The sequence below is a fragment of the Sphingobacterium faecium genome (assembly GCF_003054045.1).
Taxonomy (GTDB): Bacteria; Bacteroidota; Bacteroidia; order Sphingobacteriales; family Sphingobacteriaceae; genus Sphingobacterium; species Sphingobacterium faecium.
In genome coordinates this window covers 488,508-505,652 of record NZ_QBKH01000003.1, presented here as the reverse complement: position 1 = coordinate 505,652, position 17,145 = coordinate 488,508, and the positions used below count along the sequence as shown (strand labels likewise).

Here is a 17,145-nt window from a genome sequence, read left to right as displayed (position 1 = left end):
ATTAAAAAGTATGGTGACTCAGAAAAGGCGATTCCTTCCAAAACTTTATCAGATGATTTGATTGCGTTTACAAGCAAATTTATCTATGTTTGATTTTTCTAAAACAGCCCGATCGACAACCATCCAGATGGAAGTATCATCAAAAAGCCCGTACACATGAAAAGACTTTACATATGTTTCCTTTTTTCTTTACTCTGTTTTACCGCCCTTAACCCACTTTCGGCGCAAGAGATAGACTCCGTAGATGCAAAAGAACTCGGATTGAGCTCCATTTTAAATGGTATTCGACAACAGCAGATCAACGATTCATTAGAGCGCGTGAAACTTCAGAACGAGATCACAAATCTAAAGACTCAAAACAGCAGTAAAAAAGAAAATCTAAAACAACAATTGAACAATTTGGATGAAGAAAACTTCATTCGAAATCAAGAGGTAAAGCTTAAAGTCGATTCCATTAAGAAAAATACCAAACGTTATGCCGTTGCTCCTTTTCAGGATACCCTTTTTTTCGTTTACAATAAATTGGGTTCATCTTTAGCAAAGGATCGTGCCGCAAATGTGGTCAACCGTATTCATAATCTGTATGAAGATGACTTTGTCCGTGTTGATTCCTTTAAGATAGAAAATAACGAAATCAGTTCCGATATTGTATACAAAGATTTGATCATTACTTCAATTACAGAACTCGATGCCCTATTGGAAGGGAAAAGCAAAGAAGAAGTAGCCAACCAATATTTAAAAAGCATTCAACAAGCCATTTCCCAAGAAAAAGAAGAAAACAGCATCACCAAAGTAATGATCCGTATCGGGCTTATTATCCTCATTTTATTCATATTTTACCTTCTCATCCTATTGATCAATAGGATTAAAAATTACAGCATTCAACGGATCATGACCGAGCGTACCCAACGGATCAAGGACGTGAAGATTAAAAATTACGTGCTGATCAGCTCCGTTCAAAAAACCCGAATACTGATCAGTAGCATCGACATGTTGCGCTGGACATTGATCGTTGTGATGGCATTTATCATGCTTCCCATTATATTCAGTGTTTTCCCCTTTACACAGAGCTGGGCAAATAGTTTAATAGGACTTTTTACCAAACCCTTAAAAAAAGCAGTCTTTGCGATTTGGGCTTACATCCCCAATCTGATTACGGTATTTGTGATCCTATTCGTGATGCGCTATGCCGTACGGTTTGTGAAGTATATATTTACTGAAATCGATAAAGGAAAATTAGAGATCAATGGTTTTCACCGAGAATTTGCCATGCCGACTTTTACCATTGTCCGCTTTCTATTACAAGCATTCACACTCGTCCTCATATTTCCCTATTTGCCCGGATCAAACTCCGATATTTTCAAAGGTATATCGGTATTTATCGGGGTATTGTTTTCGCTAGGATCTTCATCTGCGATATCCAATATTATTGCCGGTCTTGTGATCACTTACATGAGACCCTTCCGCATAGGAGATCGGATCACCATAGCCGATAAAACAGGAGTCGTCATTGAAAAATCACCCTTAGTAACACGGCTTCGAACCATTAAAAACGAAGAAATTACAATTCCCAATTCATCTATATTATCGGGCAATACGGTTAACTACTCTACTTTTTCAGATCAAGGTATTTGCTTTCAAGTCGAATTATCCGTGGGATATGAAGAACCTTGGGAACGGATCCATGAGCTATTATTGAGTATACCACCCCGTGTCGATCGAGTCAACACGACCCCCGCCCCTTTTGTATTACAAAAGAAATTAGATGATTTTTATGTATTATATGAATTGAATGTGTACATCACCAAATCTGGGGAAATAGAACTCGCCAAATCCGAAATCTTTCAGTTGATCCTGAACGATTTCCTAGCTGCCGGCATTGAAATGAACGCTCCGCACATTTACAGTAAAGTAGACTTTGTCCCACAATTTAAAGGGGGTATTGATCAAATCTAGTTACCCCATAAGCAAAATAGCATGAGATACAGCCAGTAAAAAACATAACGGGCTATAAAAAAAGGTATCTTTCCGAGCGAAAACAGATTGTCGGAATCTCTTGGTAATACCGACATATTTAAAATCACCAATAAAACGGATCAGGAAGATACCAGCTATACCCCACATAGCATAACTCACATAAGAAAGTCCAACAGGTGATTCAATCATCCCTCCAAAAATCATATTGGTGACCGCAAACACAAACAATCCTGCGGCTACAACAAAAGTACCAAAACGACTGGGAGTAAAGACCCGCTTTCCATTCAACTTCGTTGGAATTGTTGCTGCGATACCCACTTGACCATTACAGACCCAATATAAATGCATCAATGCCAGAAATAAGAAAATAACACTATTCACTATCGATAATATCAATTCCATTCGTTTGTTTTTATTTTAATTCAATAATAGGTATACTTAAAACAAGATCAAAGATTCTCCATCGCAATCATCCGTCACTTCGGGTAAAACGACAGCTCTGTGACAATCATTCAAATAAGTCACCTTTCTGGGGTACTTATTGATGTAGGAATTGATCACCTGCATCATATAATGATTACCATAATAGCGCTTTAAACTCGAGCGAATATCTTCGATTGACGCGAGCTGTGCATCTTGATCCAGATAGCCCATAGCATAAAAATTTCCCTGTTCGACCCACACATAACTTTTTTCATCAAGCGTTCTACCTTTGTCCACGATCACGAAAGTTGGTTGCTGTCCCAAAAGATGATCGACCGCCAAATCAACTTGCGCATTATGCATTTCGATATTTGGAAGATCGGCATCAGCCTCTTTAATTCTCTGAGCATATGGCGTATCTGCTGCCGCAAACATACACATGCGAGGATCCAAGTCAAAGTTAATCATCAACTGACGTAAGACATGGATTCCTTCATATTCCACATTAAACGTTTGTAAGCATTGACAATGCTTTTTCAATTTTCCAACAGCCAAGTAATGATAACCATTTTGCGCTTCATATCTAAACAAACCAAATTTAGGTTCAAAACGTTTTAAAGCACGGTTATAAGCCGGCCATAGCCTTTTTATCTCGGTACATTCGAGCAATAAGGCCATTAATTCGGTCGCACAGACCTCAAAAGTGATATGATAGATCTCCTTTAAGAAATGTTGCCTTTGCTTATGAATACTATGTCCTGTAAAATGAGAAGCGACACGCTTTTTGAGGTGAACTGCCTTACCCACATAAATCACCTTACCCTGCTGATTCAAAAAGTAATAAACCCCGGGCTGTGCTGGAAGCGCTTCAAAATCCTCGATTGCAAGATTCGGAGGAAAACGTTGGTCCGTTGAAGTTTTTTTCAGCATCTCCTCCAGCACTCCTTCATGATCCCATTCTAAAAGAGATGCAAATAATAGAGCAGTTGCTTCAGCATCACCACCAGCACGGTGACGATTGGAAATCGGAATGCCCAAAGCATCACACAGCTTGCCTAAACTATAGGATGGAAAACCAGGTTTGATTTTTCGGCTCAACCTGACGGTACACAATTTTCTAGCCCCCCATTTAAATCCCTCCTCTTCCAATTGATGGCGAATAAAAGAGTAATCAAAATTGACATTATGAGCAACAAAAATACGTCCATCAAGCATATTGAACACCTGCTGCGCAATATCACCAAATACCGGAGCATTCGCGACCAGATCATTATCAATACCCGTTAATGCAAAAATAGCCAGTGGGATATCCTGTTCGGGATTGATCAAAGACTCCCATCGCTCGATAACACGAAGCCCATCGTGTATAACAATAGCAATTTCAGTCATTCTGCTATTTCTCGCATGCCCACCCGTGGTTTCGATATCAACAATGGCATATTCCATATTTTTAAATTTATTCACGTTCATCCATTCAAATAAGTTGGTACAGTATGAAAAACGTCTTATTCCACCATAATAAAGATCCCTCATTCCTATACAAAAATCCTTCCATCAAGCGAGCATGCACCAAGTTTTTCATTCCTATAGTAACGTAACGACATCCCATTATATTCCTATACCCAAGCCGATATTTTTCAATATTTTACACTATATTTGTTTCCAATAGAAACAATTATATGTTTCTAATAATAACAAATGAAAGATAAAGAACCAAAAATTTTTTTCACTAATAACCTCAAGTTCCTTCGAGAGCGTAAAAAAGTGAGTCAGACAGTACTTGCAGATGCCATTAATGTAACGCGTACAAAGCTTGCATTGATCGAAATTGGAAAAACAAAGGCGATGGAACCCCATTTTTTACTCTCTATATCCAATTATTTTAAGATCAGCTTGGATACCTTACTGACGGTAGATATCAGTAAATTGGGCGAATTGAAAATTCGCGATCTGCAAGCCGGAAATGATATTTATATCAAAGGTGGAAACTTACGTGTACTGGCCATCACAGTCGATAAAACGGATCATGAAAATGCTGATTATGTACCCTTACAAGGAAAGGCAGGATATATCACAGGCGGATATGCCGACCCACTTTATCTAGCTGAACTTCCAAAATATCAGATCCCAAATCTTCCTAAACATCGCACCTATCGCACCTTTCCCATCCACGGGGATTCCATGTTGCCTTTTCCACAAAAAATGGATGTCACGGGTAAGTTTCTCGAAAACTGGGATCAGCTTAAGCCCGAAACATTAGCCATCGTCGTGCTCAAGGGTCAAGATATTGTCTTCAAGTCCATCAGCATACTCGAAGGCGGCTTTTTACAGTGCCGATCATTAAATCAGATTTATGAAGTCTATTCCATACCCTTTGAGCAGGTGTTAGAAGTATGGGAATTCCATAGTTATCACACCACAGCATTGCCGGAAACACAAACCGTCATGGAGACCGTGCTGCAAAGTTTAGAAGATATTAAAGATCTCATCACCAATAAGAATTAAAGAAAAATAAGGGTTCAGATACAAAATCGGACTTCACCCCAAAAGTTAAACAACGTTCATTTTTAATTTAGATGGATATGCCCGATAAAATATCGGGCATATCCATCTAAATTGCACTTTCTGCATTACGTTTTTTTAGACCATACCAGCTCCACTGCTTCTGTGATGCCTTCCATCGTTATAGTGTGCAACATTACAAATAGCAAGGATCAATGTGATATAAATTTAGGATGAATTAAATTTTCAATTGAATAGATCTCATCCCACTTGGCCTGCGTGATCAACTTCCGTTCGATAACCACGATGTCATAAATAGACTTCCCTGTTTTCAAGGCCTCTTTCGCGATCGAAGAACATTCTTCGTAACCTAAGATCGGATTTAATTGCGTGACAATTCCTATACTTTGCATCACCAGATTTTTACTATGCTCCACATTCGCCGTGATTCCGACCACGCACTTATCCTTCAACGTGCGACAAGCCTTAGTCAAGTACTGTAAAGACGTAAATAAGGCCATTCCGATCACAGGCTCCATCACATTCAACTGCAGCTGACCAGCCTCTGCAGCCATCGTCACGGTCAGATCAGCACCGATCACATAAAAGCAAGTTTGATTCATCACTTCCGGAATCACAGGATTAACCTTCCCAGGCATGATCGAAGAACCAGGCTGCATAGCAGGCAAGTTGATTTCATTCAGACCACATCGCGGTCCGCTACTCAATAAGCGCAGATCATTACAGATTTTACTCAATTTTATGGCATTTCGCTTTAGCGTGCCACTCAGCTGTACCAATGCCCCGGTATCATAGGTCGCCTCAATCAAATCTGCAGCAAGTGTCACGGGCACCTCACTGATGTCTGCCAGATACTTGACACAAAGTTGTGCATAGCCCTCAGGAGCATTTACTCCCGTACCGATAGCTGTAGCCCCCATATTTACTTCCGTAATCAACTGAGAAGCCTCACGGATGCGCATGACATCTTCACCCAAAGTCGTTGCAAAAGCATTAAATTCCTGCCCTAAAGTCATCGGGACCGCATCTTGCAATTGCGTACGTCCCATTTTTAAAATCCCATCAAATTCTTTTCCTTTATTAAAAAAAGCTTCTTGCAACTCTTCCAGAGCTATAGAAAACGATGCAATTTTAAGGTATATCGCAATTCGAAAAGCAGTAGGATAAGAATCATTCGTACTCTGTGATAAATTGACATCGTTATTGGGGTGCAAGTAAATATATTCTCCCTTTTTATGCCCCAAGTATTCCAGCCCCAGATTAGCAATCACTTCATTGGCATTCATATTGGTAGAAGTACCTGCTCCCCCTTGTATAAGATCACTGATAAACTGATCCGTAAATTCACCTGCGATCAAACGGTCACAAGCATAAGCGATTGCTTCCGCTTTGTTGGGATCCAAAATACCCAAATCCCGATTTGCCAAAGCCGCAGCCTTCTTTACATAACCAAATGCCTTGATAAAAAGAGGTTCACTACCGATTGGGATTCCGGTAATATCGAAATTTTCCTTGGCGCGCAACGTCTGAACCCCATAATAGCAATCATTGCTAATTTCCTTTTCTCCTAAAAAATCATGTTCAATTCGAGATGATGTCATCATATGTTGTTTTTTTTTATATTAAATCGCCTGTTCACGGATCAGAAATAGAGCCATTTCCTTCTTGAGCTCTCATTTCTATTTCAGATATCAAATCCAAAAAGTTGTACAGGTAGCAGTTCTTAGGTTGAGCACTGCTCCCTGTTGTAAAACCCCTGTGTAACACAAAATGTTTTATGAAAATCAAAATATAAAGCATTTGCGCGATGCAAACCAGATTAAACAAAAAAGTAGCCAGATGTCAACCACAAGAACAAAGTTTCAGCTGAACAGCTAACGTTTATACGATATTCATTTCCGTTACTCGGAATGAAAAATCACGCTTAGATTACCCATCCAGCGTAACAAGACCATGATCTCCATTTAACAAAGAACAATGCCACAGCATTGTCAATAAATACTTTAAATAAACTATTTTTTATATTGCACACAATATAATTGCAGATAACTTGTTATATTTGTAGCGCAAACAAAATTGATATGAAAGATCTTTTAAAGTTGGACAACCAGCTCTGTTTTCCACTCTATGCATTGAGTCGTGAGATCATACAGCGTTACCGCCCTCATCTTGATGAGATCGGACTCACCTACCCTCAATACCTTGTATTGATGGTGCTGTGGGAAAATGATAAGCAGACAGTCAACCAGATCGGACACAAATTATTGTTGGATAGCGGTACACTGACTCCCTTACTAAAACGTCTGGAGCAAAAGCAAATTGTCCTAAGACAACGCAGTACGGTAGATGAGCGAGTCGTTGAAATTTCCTTAACGAATATGGGGATTGATTTAAAGAAAAAAGCAAAATGCATCCCAGAGAAATTAATTCAAGAACTGGAAATAACGCAAGAAGAAATTGACTCTATACGCAGCATAGCGGATAAAATATTAAAATTAAAATAAGAACAAATAGTAAAATCTTGAATCGTTGATTGCGACACCATACCCATCAACATCTACGGAAAAACATCTTTTCCACAGATCAAAAACAATTGGAGTCGCATTCCAGATCAAGGTTAACACCATTTAAAATTAAAACAATGACATTAATAGCAGATCTACAGTGGCGTCATGCTGCAAAAGCATACGACCCGACCAAAAAAGTAAGTAAAGAGGATATCGAAAAAATTGTAGAAGCAGCCCGTCTAGCACCAACATCATCGGGACTTCAGCCTTTTCGAGTAATAGTTGTCGAAAGCCAAGAAATACGTGAAAAATTAATGGCAGGGGCATTAAATCCTGAATGTATGCGCGACTGCTCACACCTATTGGTATTCGCCGCTTGGGACAAATATACAGATGAGCGTATCGATAGCATTTACACCCGTACGACCGAAGAACGTGATCTACCAGCTGGACGTTTCAATAGCTATACCGACATGATCAAAAAAATGTATGCTTCACAAACAGAAGAAGAACATTTTATACACACTTCAAAACAGTCCTATATCGGACTAGGTCTAGCTTTGGCACAAGCTGCAGAATTGCGGATAGATAGCACTCCAGCAGAAGGCTTTAGCAACCAAGTGATCGATGAAGTACTTGACTTAGCAAGTCTAGGTTTAAAAAGTGTATCGTTGATGTATGTTGGGTACCGAGACGAAGAAAAAGATTGGTTAGCACCCATGAAAAAAGTAAGAAATCCATTAGAAGAATTTGCGATTTATAGATAATACCCGGTGTTGCAGGTAAACGAATGACAGTCTTTTACCGTTAAGCGACTACTTGCAAGCCCAATAACTTAAAGGGTCTAACGTTTCAATTGCTCCGATGAAGAAAAAACACTTACAAAGAGCAGCTCGTGACGCTAGACCCTTTGTTATTCAATGATGACTGGATTGAGAAATTGAGGACCAACGTTGTTCCTATTTCTGTCGTTATCTTTCGCGAGCGGACCATATTGATATTTTTCGTGTAAAATTGCTGTCATTTCCATCCGCAATATTGGAAAGGAAAGAAAACATCTTTTAGCTTTAGTGTTCTTATTCACAATTCTTATATTAGGGATCAAATCATGGAAAAACAAGTAAATGCAGATGAATTTGTAGAACGTTTTATGTTTGGTAGTTTAGACCACCTCAAATATATGCGTTCACCGGTCAAGATCTTTCGACTCAGCGAAATTGCACCCTATATTAAATTTCCAACTCCCCCCATTTTTCTAGGTTACAATTTACTAGTACACATTACTGAAGGCTATTTCAAGCACCAGATTGGCCCAAAGGAATATGTTGTCCAAGCGCCTGCTATCTTAATGAGTAACTATGGAAATATATCGGTCATCAAATCGGTAGACAAATCTGCCAAAGGACACTGCATATTGGTCAATGATGCCGCGATGACTTCCATATTCCGAGAGCAAGAAATCTTAAATATTTTTAATATTTCACCGTTGCATAATCTTTCCGTGGAGGAGGACCATGACCTTCATCAACTCTTTAGGCTGCTTTACAAAGAACTCCATACCGCATCGCCCTATAAAGAGTTGTTTGAGAGCCTATTAAAATCGGCCTTATTAAAGATCATCAAGCTTTCAGCCACCAACAAAATGCTCAATCGCAGTCAAGAGATTGCCATGATGTTTAAACAACTTGTCCACAAGAACTTTTTAAAACAGAAGGAGATCGGATTTTATGCCGATAAGCTCGCCGTTTCCCCTAATTACTTAAACAGGTGTGTATCCACCGTATTTAAAAAATCATCCAAAGAGCTCATTCTGGAAGTCTTGGTCATGCATAGCCAATTGCTGCTATTCGAATCGACCAAAAGCATAGCCGACATCTGCTACGAATTAGATTTCTCCGATCCGTCCTATTTTTCGCGAATCTTTAAGAAAATTGTAGGCATGTCGCCAACATCTTATCGTAATGAATCCAAATAGATTTTGTTGACAAATGCACGATTTGTCCTATTATTTATACTAAACAAAACACACGGATTACGTTTTTAGGCTTATTTTTGTAGAAAGCGATGGTCGATATGCAGTCAATTTTCAACAAAATTTGTGCTAACCAAAAAAATATATATTTTTTTGGAGCAGGAATTTCGTTACCTTACCTAGGCTTTTACTTTTCATCTGAAAATTTAAGAGACGGTAAACAACTAGCGTTTCTGCATATGCCCTTTCGTAATTGTTCATCATTTAATTCTATATTTTAAGATGCTTAACTTTTTAGAACAATCTACCATGACCCAAGATTTCGATATTTTCATATCCACTTTTAAGGAACGATTATCCAGTTTATTTAATCACGAGTACGATTACAATAAGCTGAGTCTATCGCGCGATTTACCCCCTGATTTTTTAAGCAAGATCATGGATATGACTCCCCTTTCGGTTGCTATTCCAGAAAGCCATGGCGGTCGCGGTGTACAGGTAAAAGAATGTTTAGGTGTTCTTGCTGCGGCATCCTATGAGTCGTTATCCCTATCGCTCATATTCGGTATCAATATCGCTTTATTCCTGGAACCACTAGCGAAGTATGGCAATATCTCTGTTCAGGAAAAAGTATTCAAGCGATTTTTGGAAGATAAAGCAATGGGTGGTCTAATGATCACAGAACCTGACTTTGGTAGTGATGCACTCAATATGCGTACCTCTTACGTACAACAAGATGATGCCTACCATATTCAAGGACAAAAGCATTGGCAAGGTCTTACGGGAGCAGCTGACTATTGGTTGGTTACTGCACGTAAGAGAAATGAAAATGGTGAACTGACGCGCGACATTGATTTCTTCTTAACCGAAGACGCACTTCAAGAACAAAAGATTATTGTCGAGAAACGTTACAATAGCTTAGGTCTGTATGCCATTCCTTATGGGCTGAATAATATTGATATCCAAGTCCCATCAGCACAGCGATTGACGCCAGAAAGCACCGGTATCAAATTAATGTTGGACACGTTACACCGCAGCAGGCTTCAGTTCCCGGGCATGGGGATGGGTTTTATCAAGCGTATGTTGGACGAAGCAATGCAGCACTGTCAGGAAAGACGCGTGACAGGTATGCGCTTAAATGAAATGGATACTGTAAAATTTCAATTATCACGTTTACAAGCAGCCTTTACACTCTGTTCGGCCATGTGTTCATACAGTACTTCGGTCAGTTCAATCAGTCATGACCTTTCCAGCCATGGGGTTGATGCCAATAGCGTAAAAGCATTTGTGACCGATTTGATGCAAGAATCATCACAAATATGTTTGCAGTTGTCAGGAGCAAATGGATATCGATTAGATCACATTGCGGGAAGAGGTGTCGTAGACAGCAGACCTTTCCAGATTTTTGAAGGATCCAATGAAATGTTATATACGCAGATTGCAGAAGCTATCGCAAAATTGATGCGAAAAGGAAAAGAGAATAACCTATTGTCCTTCTTAAAACAATATAAGGGAACAGAATTAGCAGCACCATTCTTTTCTGAAGTGTTAAACTTCAATCTTCCGGATCAGCCCAAACAACGCGAAATGATGACCATAGGAAGAATCATATCACGCGTCGTTTGTTTTCAATATGTCCTATTGATAAACAATGCCGGATTTAACGATAAGATGACCGAGATCACCCGTCAGCATATCCATATGGATCTATCGATGTTTGTCGGACAGTTAAACAGCAACAATACAGCAGATCCATTAATGGATTATGAAGAAAATGCCGATTGGATGAAGTTCACATCGCTATAATTATAGTCTATTTATATTTCAATGGCTGCAAAATGGTAAAGAACTATTTTGCAGCCATTTTCGTTACATCTCATCGAGTATCAGTGGCCTAAAACAAACAAAACCTTTGATACTAAAGTGTGCTGATTTCCAAAAAAAACGATAGGTTAATAAAATATGGATGCGGACTGAAAAAAAAATAACAACTCTCTTATCGTCATAAATCACTATTAGTAAGCATTAAAGGCATAAAATCATCTTTTTTTACACGATAAAAGCTAGACTAAAAAAAATAAATACAAATAATTTCAAATTTTCCGGTTTCCCGTAAAATCCCCCGTAAGGGAAATTTTATCTTTGTTATATTCGCATTTGAGGTAGATGGGAATTTTTATTTACACAGTTTTCAACTGACTATTACTTTTCCCAAAGAAGTGATAGTTGCTGCAAACGCATTGATTAATCGGTTAGTTGGTTTATCAAGAAAAAGGGTTAGCATACAGATCGTAGGCTGGCCCTTTTTAAATTTTAGCGTACATTTCACATAAATACAACATCAAAATAGGATATATCGCAGTCATTTGCTTAAATTTAAACAGGATATAAAAAAAGAGATCAAACATTTCTTTTCATTACCATTAAAAAACTCCTGTTTATGTTGAAAAAAATTATTCTGGCTGGCCTTTTCACGTGCAGCATTCATTTTTTAGCCCATTCCCAATCTCATGAACTACGGTTAGGCATTAACGCTGGTTTTTCCAATTTTACAGGATCAGGCAGTGCAGCCCTCAGTAGCTTAAATGGCACAGAAAAACAAAGTTATTACACCAACAATCCATTCGGTAAAAAGTATGGAATTAATATTGGTGGCGCGATCAATTACCGCTATGTGTTTAGCAGTAATTTTCTATTGGGTATTGAAGGATCGTTGGAGCGATTACAAACTAAAATAAATTTAGAGGGCAACGACTTTTTAAACAATAGCCGGGGCATGACCAAATTAAATCAGCAATTTTTAAATTTCAACCCTTTCTTTGGTTATCGTGTGCTTTTCGAGCCGATGACGATGGATATCCAATTGGGTGTAGATCTAGCCAAAACACTGAGCATAAAGGAAAAAGGAAGCTTCGAAGATAAACAAGGTCATGTAACAGAATTTGAACACGACAGAGGTAGTGATTTAATGAAGTTAGACATCAGGCCCCGATTGCAATTTAATGTCAATTACGATCGCTATACCGTATTTACAGGATACTCTTGGGGAACCAAAGATTATACATCCGGTATGGATGGTATGTCTGCCCAACCAGCGCGATTGAATGCCTTTCGATTTGGTATCCAATATCAATTGATTAAACCATCGATCCGTTAGTCCAGATCAAACACACTTTTTAATGCCCATACAAAATCCTCCATGCTATTCAAAAGGAATGGAGAATTTTATATGGACCTACTATCGATCGATTAGATGAGCCCGATGTCTTTCGAATAGGCAATAAGCTGTTCATTTTTTGAAAATTCCAATACCTCTTTCATCAAGCTGAGGCGCTTCTCCACACTGCTCAATCCCGAGGGTTTGACCTGCTGCTGTTGCAAATAGAGTGGAATCTCTTTTTGGCGTACGCCTTGTGACAATAGGGAAATAATATGGATATCCAGGGTACTGAATTCGTGAGAATTCTTTTCGCGAATCGACTGTTTAATTTCAGGAGACTGATACGATTTATCCTGCTGTGCAGCATGAAGTGCCTCTTTGAGATATTGTGCATCTCGTCTTGCTTTACGGACATAGCCGTTAATCGCTCGATTTTTAAACAGTTCATCAATGACCGCAGTGCGACTTTCAGCAGACAAAACAATTATTTTCAAACTCGGCTGCAAAACTTTGACCGCCTGGATGAGTTCAATACCACCCGTTAAACGTTGAGGGTTGTGATCCGCTTCAAAAATAAGATCTGTGATCAACAGATCATAAGGTACACCATCTCTTAACGCATTTTTAATCCAAGTCCATGCATCATCACAATAATAAACATATTTAGCCTCTTGAATTCCAAGTTCTTGAAGAGTTTTTTGAACCGAAATATTAGCTATTTCGTGATCTTCGGCTATGAGTACTTTTTTAAACATACATTTTACATCTTTTATAGAATAGGCATCGAAATTTCAATTTTTAATCCCTTTTCTGCTTGAGTTACAAAGGTAATCTTGCCATTTAAATTGAAAATACGGTTTCCCGTACTGGTGAGACCATTGCCTTTGACCTGCGTATCGGACATCCCGATTCCATTATCGCTGTAATAAATACGTAATACATCAGCATCCCAATCAAAGCGTATGACCACATTTGTTGCTTGACTATGTTTGCGCATATTCACCATCAATTCCTGCAGGACATGATGGATCTGCTCTTTGCTATCGGCATGGATACGCTCCCATTGTTCGGCATCATTACCTGCGATAATCACTTTGCGGTTTTCGGTCACAAAAGATTTAAGCAATTCTGCGATTTGGGTATGATAATCCTGTTGTTCTGGTTTCGTTACTTCGGTTTCGTAGGAGATATCACGTGATTTCTCGTACATCATTTCCAATCGGTCAAGTATACCATCCCGATCGATATCCTCCCTATTTTCAATCTCCGTCATTACGCGATACAGTCCATTGGCTACCACATCATGAATTTTTCTGGAGATATTAAGCTGATTGGCTTTAATTCTATTTTGAGCTTCCAGCTGAAGACGCTCTTTACGTCTTTTGTACCAAAATATTCCCCCAATAATCACAATCAAAGAAAATATGGAAATTCCTGCCGTCCACATACGCTGGCGACTGATATTATAAGCTTTCTCGGCATTATCTTTTTGGAGGCTTAAATTATCCGCTTTATTCTTTTCCACTTCATAACGAATCATGGTAAACTGATTTTTTGCAGCAAGCCGAGCTTGCTGTAGACTATCGTTTAGAGTATTATAAATTTCAAAATAATATTTAGAAGAATCGCTGAGACTTAACTTAATTAACTTTTTCAATGCAAAAATTTGATCATTCGGACTTGAGATTTTTTTTGCGACGTGGTACCATCTTTTAGCAAATATCAAAGCCGAATCCGGTTTATGATTTTCATAATAATCTGTAATATATCCTAAACTTGCATTTTGACCCCAAAAATCCTTTTCTTTTTCTCTAATTTTCAGTGAGATTAGAAATTCGTGAATAGCCGGATAAGTTGGATCTTGTTTCCATTTGATGCGAGCGAGATTTGCTAATACACGCGCATATTCCGCAGGATTTTTGTGAATTCCGTTGATTATATTGGTATATATTTTTTGAGCCTCTCTATATTTTTTACTATCAAGAAGGCTAACTGCTAAGTTATTTCGATAAACCAATGTGTTTTGTGGATCACCCGAATAATGAATTGCTTGTTCATAAAATAAAATGGATCGCGGGTAGTCTTTAAGATAATAAGAAGCCAATCCAAGTGCATTAAAATTCATACTTAGAAAAGTTAAGTGACCAGCTTTACGTGGATTCAAAAAAGGAACAGCTTGTAGTGCTGTTTCCTGTGCTCCATAATAATCACCTTGCTCTTGTTGGGTTATGGACATATTAATGAGACACTTTGCAACACTTAAACTATCCCCTTTTTCTAAAAACACTTGTTTCGCAGCATCAAAAAAATAAAATGCACTATCTGCTTTTCCGCTATCGACATAGTCAAAAGCTTTTTCATAGGCCGTATTAACAATAGGCATCTCTTTTTGAAAAGGCTCCTGCCTACAAGAAATAAAGATGGTGACGTATAAATATAAACTAAAGCGTTTCAAGAAGGCAGCTATTTTGTTCTAAAATATCGAAATTTTACTGGAAAAACAACTCAAGCTTAAAAAACAAAATAAGGCAACATACCTGTTGCCTTATTTAAACTTTATAATATTTAGATATTATTTAGGACGAACAGTCCCTGGACCACCACCATAACCAGAGTCATCACCAGGAATATTAACCTCACTTTGTGCCGAAGCCACAGTCTCATCCTGATTGCTAGTACCATTTGATGGGGTACCAAATAAAAGTGCTAAAATGAAATACCACATGTTTCAAAAAATTAAAAGTCAAAAACCTGGTAGTCCCGCGAGCTTCGTGCTCGGGGTTACTACAATGTTTTCAGAAGGCCTTCTGAATTTTTTGGGAAGTCTGTGAGTTGCTATCGCGGGAGCTTATAACTGCTTCCCAAACCGGTTAAAAACTACCGCAATAGGTACTCGTTCAAAATCTATTCGTCACTTTCCTAGAAAGGACTAGTTGATCGATCAACTGATTTCGAAATCAAATTTATAGCACTTAAAAATCTAATTACCAACTCATTCCGACATTTCCTTATATTCCGCAACAATTCCAAAAATTCCGATTATTCCATTCGGAAAAAGCTCTTAAATGATCTTGAATTTTACGGTTTTCCGTAAAATCAGACCATATCGTTGGTTTAATTTTGAACAATGTTTGAATTTGAAGAATTTAAAAAAGAGGTTATTGGAACCTATAGAGACATGCTTTTGCACCATGAGTTGGATACTCGATTAGAGCATCCGACCCCAGGCAATTTGAGGAATTTAAGCCTCAAATTGTATGCGAATGGATTGTCGAAAGAAGATATCCAAGTATTTCAAGATTTCTTTAATCCTACGAATAAGTATGCTGATCTTGAAACGGGCATTCGTCGTTTTGAATTGGATAAATTGAAGCCACTTAAAAATTTTATAATGGCCAAAACAAGCAATCCAGATGAGAATATTGTCAAGCTATTAGCTATACTGATACAATTTTCTCCGAGACCGTTTCATAAATGGCGTCAATTACGTCATCAAAAAAATACAGTTCTTCCAGAACAGCTGGAACATAAGGAAGACAAGAATATTAAAATCAAAACAGAAGAAACATATGAAAGAATAGCGGGGCAACCAGTTGGTCTGAAGGAGGGTGGAATGATCGAAATCGACAATCGTGTAGATGAGAATCAGGACATTCAACAACATCGCGAAGAAAAAAAGACTAAGGAAAGACTAGGCATCAAGAGTAATGAAAAGGGTATTCGAGATAGCTTAATCCAAAATTCGGATTTTAAAAATCAGCATGCCAGACGATACCTTACAAATAGATATAGGGGAGAAAAGGTCTTCGAAATAAAGCCAGAAAAAATTAGGCTAGCAGATAAATGGATTGGAATACATCAACATCTATATACAAAAAAGAACGGATTTAATAAAAATAGTAGCTCAGGTCTACATCAAAAAAAAATACGATCATCATCCAACATATATCCAAAAGAAGATTGGCCATTCCCCCAGGACAGCTTTTCCATGATTCAACCTGCCGTTGCGGCAAAGTCAAAAAAAAGTGATCCCTTCAAATTCGAAATGAAACATCTCTTTTATCTCTTGATATTGACCTTCTGTATGATTGTATTTTGCATAACCACCTATTTCGTCACTTCCAAGTTACGCATGTGTTGGATTGAAGTGCAATATGTTACTGCTGACTATCCCAGGGATGTTGAGCAGAAAGAAATTGTGCCTATTAATCAAGCTCAATTCCGTTACTTCAGAAAAATAACAGCACCTAACCCTACCATATCGACGATTCCTACCAATCGGGTTTCATACCCTACATCGAACGAAAATGTTGCAGCAGCTGATTCAACAGCTCTCCCTCCCATAGCAGTACAGGACTCGATAAAACCGACACCCCATTATGTCATCTTGCTCTATGCCGATGAAAATCATACAGAAGCAAGTATCCGAAAAAAGTTCAGAAGTGATCCACCAACATTATTAAATAAGTAAAGCCACATTTCTCAACGTGACTTTACCAAACATATATGATTAATTTAACAGTAAACTAGTCGATTTCAAACCGGCATAAAAATGAATAGACCGATTTGTGCAACTGAAATTT

14 protein-coding genes are annotated in these 17,145 nt (G+C 38.3%); 8 read left to right on the top strand and 6 right to left on the bottom strand.

Going from position 1 to position 17,145, the window contains the following annotated elements; all coding sequences use genetic code 11:
* The first annotated feature begins 156 nt into the window (after nucleotides 1–156).
* The gene (locus C8N37_RS10350) at nucleotides 157–1,956 is read left to right on the top strand and encodes a mechanosensitive ion channel family protein (protein WP_108158835.1); all 1,800 of its coding nucleotides are present in this window, start codon (nucleotides 157–159) and stop codon (nucleotides 1,954–1,956) included.
* Here the strand turns inward: C8N37_RS10350 and C8N37_RS10345 are convergent, their stop codons facing one another.
* Nucleotides 1,957–2,379 carry a DUF3995 domain-containing protein gene (locus C8N37_RS10345; protein ID WP_108158834.1) on the bottom strand — a complete coding sequence of 141 codons (423 nt, stop codon included), beginning with the start codon at nucleotides 2,377–2,379 and terminating at the stop codon, nucleotides 1,957–1,959.
* A 36-nt stretch (nucleotides 2,380–2,415) separates the two neighbouring features.
* Nucleotides 2,416–3,933: an exonuclease domain-containing protein gene (locus C8N37_RS10340; RefSeq protein WP_244914391.1), complete on the bottom strand. Its 1,518-nt coding sequence runs from the start codon at nucleotides 3,931–3,933 to the stop codon at nucleotides 2,416–2,418.
* A gap of 165 nt (nucleotides 3,934–4,098) precedes the next feature.
* On the opposite strand from C8N37_RS10340, the gene C8N37_RS10335 reads away from it, so the two are divergent.
* Nucleotides 4,099–4,905, top strand: coding sequence for a helix-turn-helix domain-containing protein (locus C8N37_RS10335; protein WP_108158833.1), 807 nt, complete (start codon nucleotides 4,099–4,101; stop codon nucleotides 4,903–4,905).
* A gap of 209 nt (nucleotides 4,906–5,114) precedes the next feature.
* Here the strand turns inward: C8N37_RS10335 and aspA are convergent, their stop codons facing one another.
* Nucleotides 5,115–6,527: an aspartate ammonia-lyase gene (gene aspA / locus C8N37_RS10330; protein WP_244914390.1), complete on the bottom strand. Its 1,413-nt coding sequence runs from the start codon at nucleotides 6,525–6,527 to the stop codon at nucleotides 5,115–5,117.
* A 477-nt stretch (nucleotides 6,528–7,004) separates the two neighbouring features.
* Here aspA and C8N37_RS10325 point away from each other — a divergent pair, with 477 nt between their 5' ends.
* From C8N37_RS10325 to C8N37_RS10305, 5 genes are all read left to right on the top strand, one after another.
* Entirely contained in the window at nucleotides 7,005–7,427 is a 423-nt protein-coding gene (locus C8N37_RS10325; RefSeq protein WP_094772405.1) for a MarR family winged helix-turn-helix transcriptional regulator, read from the top strand.
* A 137-nt stretch (nucleotides 7,428–7,564) separates the two neighbouring features.
* Complete coding sequence (locus C8N37_RS10320) at nucleotides 7,565–8,197, top strand: NAD(P)H-dependent oxidoreductase (protein WP_094772404.1); 633 nt, start codon at nucleotides 7,565–7,567, stop codon at nucleotides 8,195–8,197.
* A 341-nt stretch (nucleotides 8,198–8,538) separates the two neighbouring features.
* On the top strand, nucleotides 8,539–9,405 hold the full coding sequence (locus C8N37_RS10315) for a helix-turn-helix domain-containing protein (protein WP_153195638.1): 867 nt from the start codon (nucleotides 8,539–8,541) through the stop codon (nucleotides 9,403–9,405).
* Nucleotides 9,406–9,684: 279 nt separating this feature from the next.
* On the top strand, nucleotides 9,685–11,208 hold the full coding sequence (locus C8N37_RS10310; protein ID WP_244914389.1) for an acyl-CoA dehydrogenase family protein: 1,524 nt from the start codon (nucleotides 9,685–9,687) through the stop codon (nucleotides 11,206–11,208).
* A gap of 634 nt (nucleotides 11,209–11,842) precedes the next feature.
* A complete protein-coding gene (locus C8N37_RS10305) occupies nucleotides 11,843–12,559 on the top strand; it encodes an outer membrane beta-barrel protein (protein ID WP_108158831.1) in 717 nt (238 codons plus the stop codon).
* Nucleotides 12,560–12,651: 92 nt separating this feature from the next.
* Here C8N37_RS10305 and C8N37_RS10300 read toward each other — a convergent pair whose 3' ends face one another.
* From C8N37_RS10300 to C8N37_RS22810, 3 genes are all read right to left on the bottom strand, one after another.
* A complete protein-coding gene (locus C8N37_RS10300; RefSeq protein WP_094772400.1) occupies nucleotides 12,652–13,317 on the bottom strand; it encodes a response regulator in 666 nt (221 codons plus the stop codon).
* A 14-nt stretch (nucleotides 13,318–13,331) separates the two neighbouring features.
* A complete protein-coding gene (locus C8N37_RS10295) occupies nucleotides 13,332–14,945 on the bottom strand; it encodes a tetratricopeptide repeat-containing sensor histidine kinase (RefSeq protein WP_108158830.1) in 1,614 nt (537 codons plus the stop codon).
* Nucleotides 14,946–15,134: 189 nt separating this feature from the next.
* Nucleotides 15,135–15,287, bottom strand: coding sequence for a hypothetical protein (locus C8N37_RS22810; protein WP_170114513.1), 153 nt, complete (start codon nucleotides 15,285–15,287; stop codon nucleotides 15,135–15,137).
* 402 nt (nucleotides 15,288–15,689) lie between these two features.
* Between C8N37_RS22810 and C8N37_RS10290 the strand changes: the two genes are divergently transcribed.
* On the top strand, nucleotides 15,690–17,033 hold the full coding sequence (locus tag C8N37_RS10290; RefSeq protein WP_108158829.1) for a hypothetical protein: 1,344 nt from the start codon (nucleotides 15,690–15,692) through the stop codon (nucleotides 17,031–17,033).
* Nucleotides 17,034–17,145: the final 112 nt, after the last annotated feature.

What these genes read in the sequence shown, in the direction of transcription:
- C8N37_RS10300 (WP_094772400.1), bottom strand. Translation starts at nt 13,317, where the DNA reads ATGTTTAAAAAAGTACTCATAGCCGAAGATCACGAAATAGCTAATATT.
- C8N37_RS10320 (WP_094772404.1), top strand. Translation starts at nt 7,565, where the DNA reads ATGACATTAATAGCAGATCTACAGTGGCGTCATGCTGCAAAAGCATAC.
- C8N37_RS10315 (WP_153195638.1), top strand. Translation starts at nt 8,539, where the DNA reads ATGGAAAAACAAGTAAATGCAGATGAATTTGTAGAACGTTTTATGTTT.
- C8N37_RS10340 (WP_244914391.1), bottom strand. Translation starts at nt 3,933, where the DNA reads ATGAGGGATCTTTATTATGGTGGAATAAGACGTTTTTCATACTGTACC.
- C8N37_RS10310 (WP_244914389.1), top strand. Translation starts at nt 9,685, where the DNA reads ATGCTTAACTTTTTAGAACAATCTACCATGACCCAAGATTTCGATATT.
- C8N37_RS22810 (WP_170114513.1), bottom strand. Translation starts at nt 15,287, where the DNA reads ATGTGGTATTTCATTTTAGCACTTTTATTTGGTACCCCATCAAATGGT.
- C8N37_RS10295 (WP_108158830.1), bottom strand. Translation starts at nt 14,945, where the DNA reads ATGCCTATTGTTAATACGGCCTATGAAAAAGCTTTTGACTATGTCGAT.
- C8N37_RS10305 (WP_108158831.1), top strand. Translation starts at nt 11,843, where the DNA reads ATGTTGAAAAAAATTATTCTGGCTGGCCTTTTCACGTGCAGCATTCAT.
- C8N37_RS10290 (WP_108158829.1), top strand. Translation starts at nt 15,690, where the DNA reads ATGTTTGAATTTGAAGAATTTAAAAAAGAGGTTATTGGAACCTATAGA.
- aspA (WP_244914390.1), bottom strand. Translation starts at nt 6,527, where the DNA reads ATGATGACATCATCTCGAATTGAACATGATTTTTTAGGAGAAAAGGAA.
- C8N37_RS10345 (WP_108158834.1), bottom strand. Translation starts at nt 2,379, where the DNA reads ATGGAATTGATATTATCGATAGTGAATAGTGTTATTTTCTTATTTCTG.
- C8N37_RS10325 (WP_094772405.1), top strand. Translation starts at nt 7,005, where the DNA reads ATGAAAGATCTTTTAAAGTTGGACAACCAGCTCTGTTTTCCACTCTAT.
- C8N37_RS10350 (WP_108158835.1), top strand. Translation starts at nt 157, where the DNA reads ATGAAAAGACTTTACATATGTTTCCTTTTTTCTTTACTCTGTTTTACC.
- C8N37_RS10335 (WP_108158833.1), top strand. Translation starts at nt 4,099, where the DNA reads ATGAAAGATAAAGAACCAAAAATTTTTTTCACTAATAACCTCAAGTTC.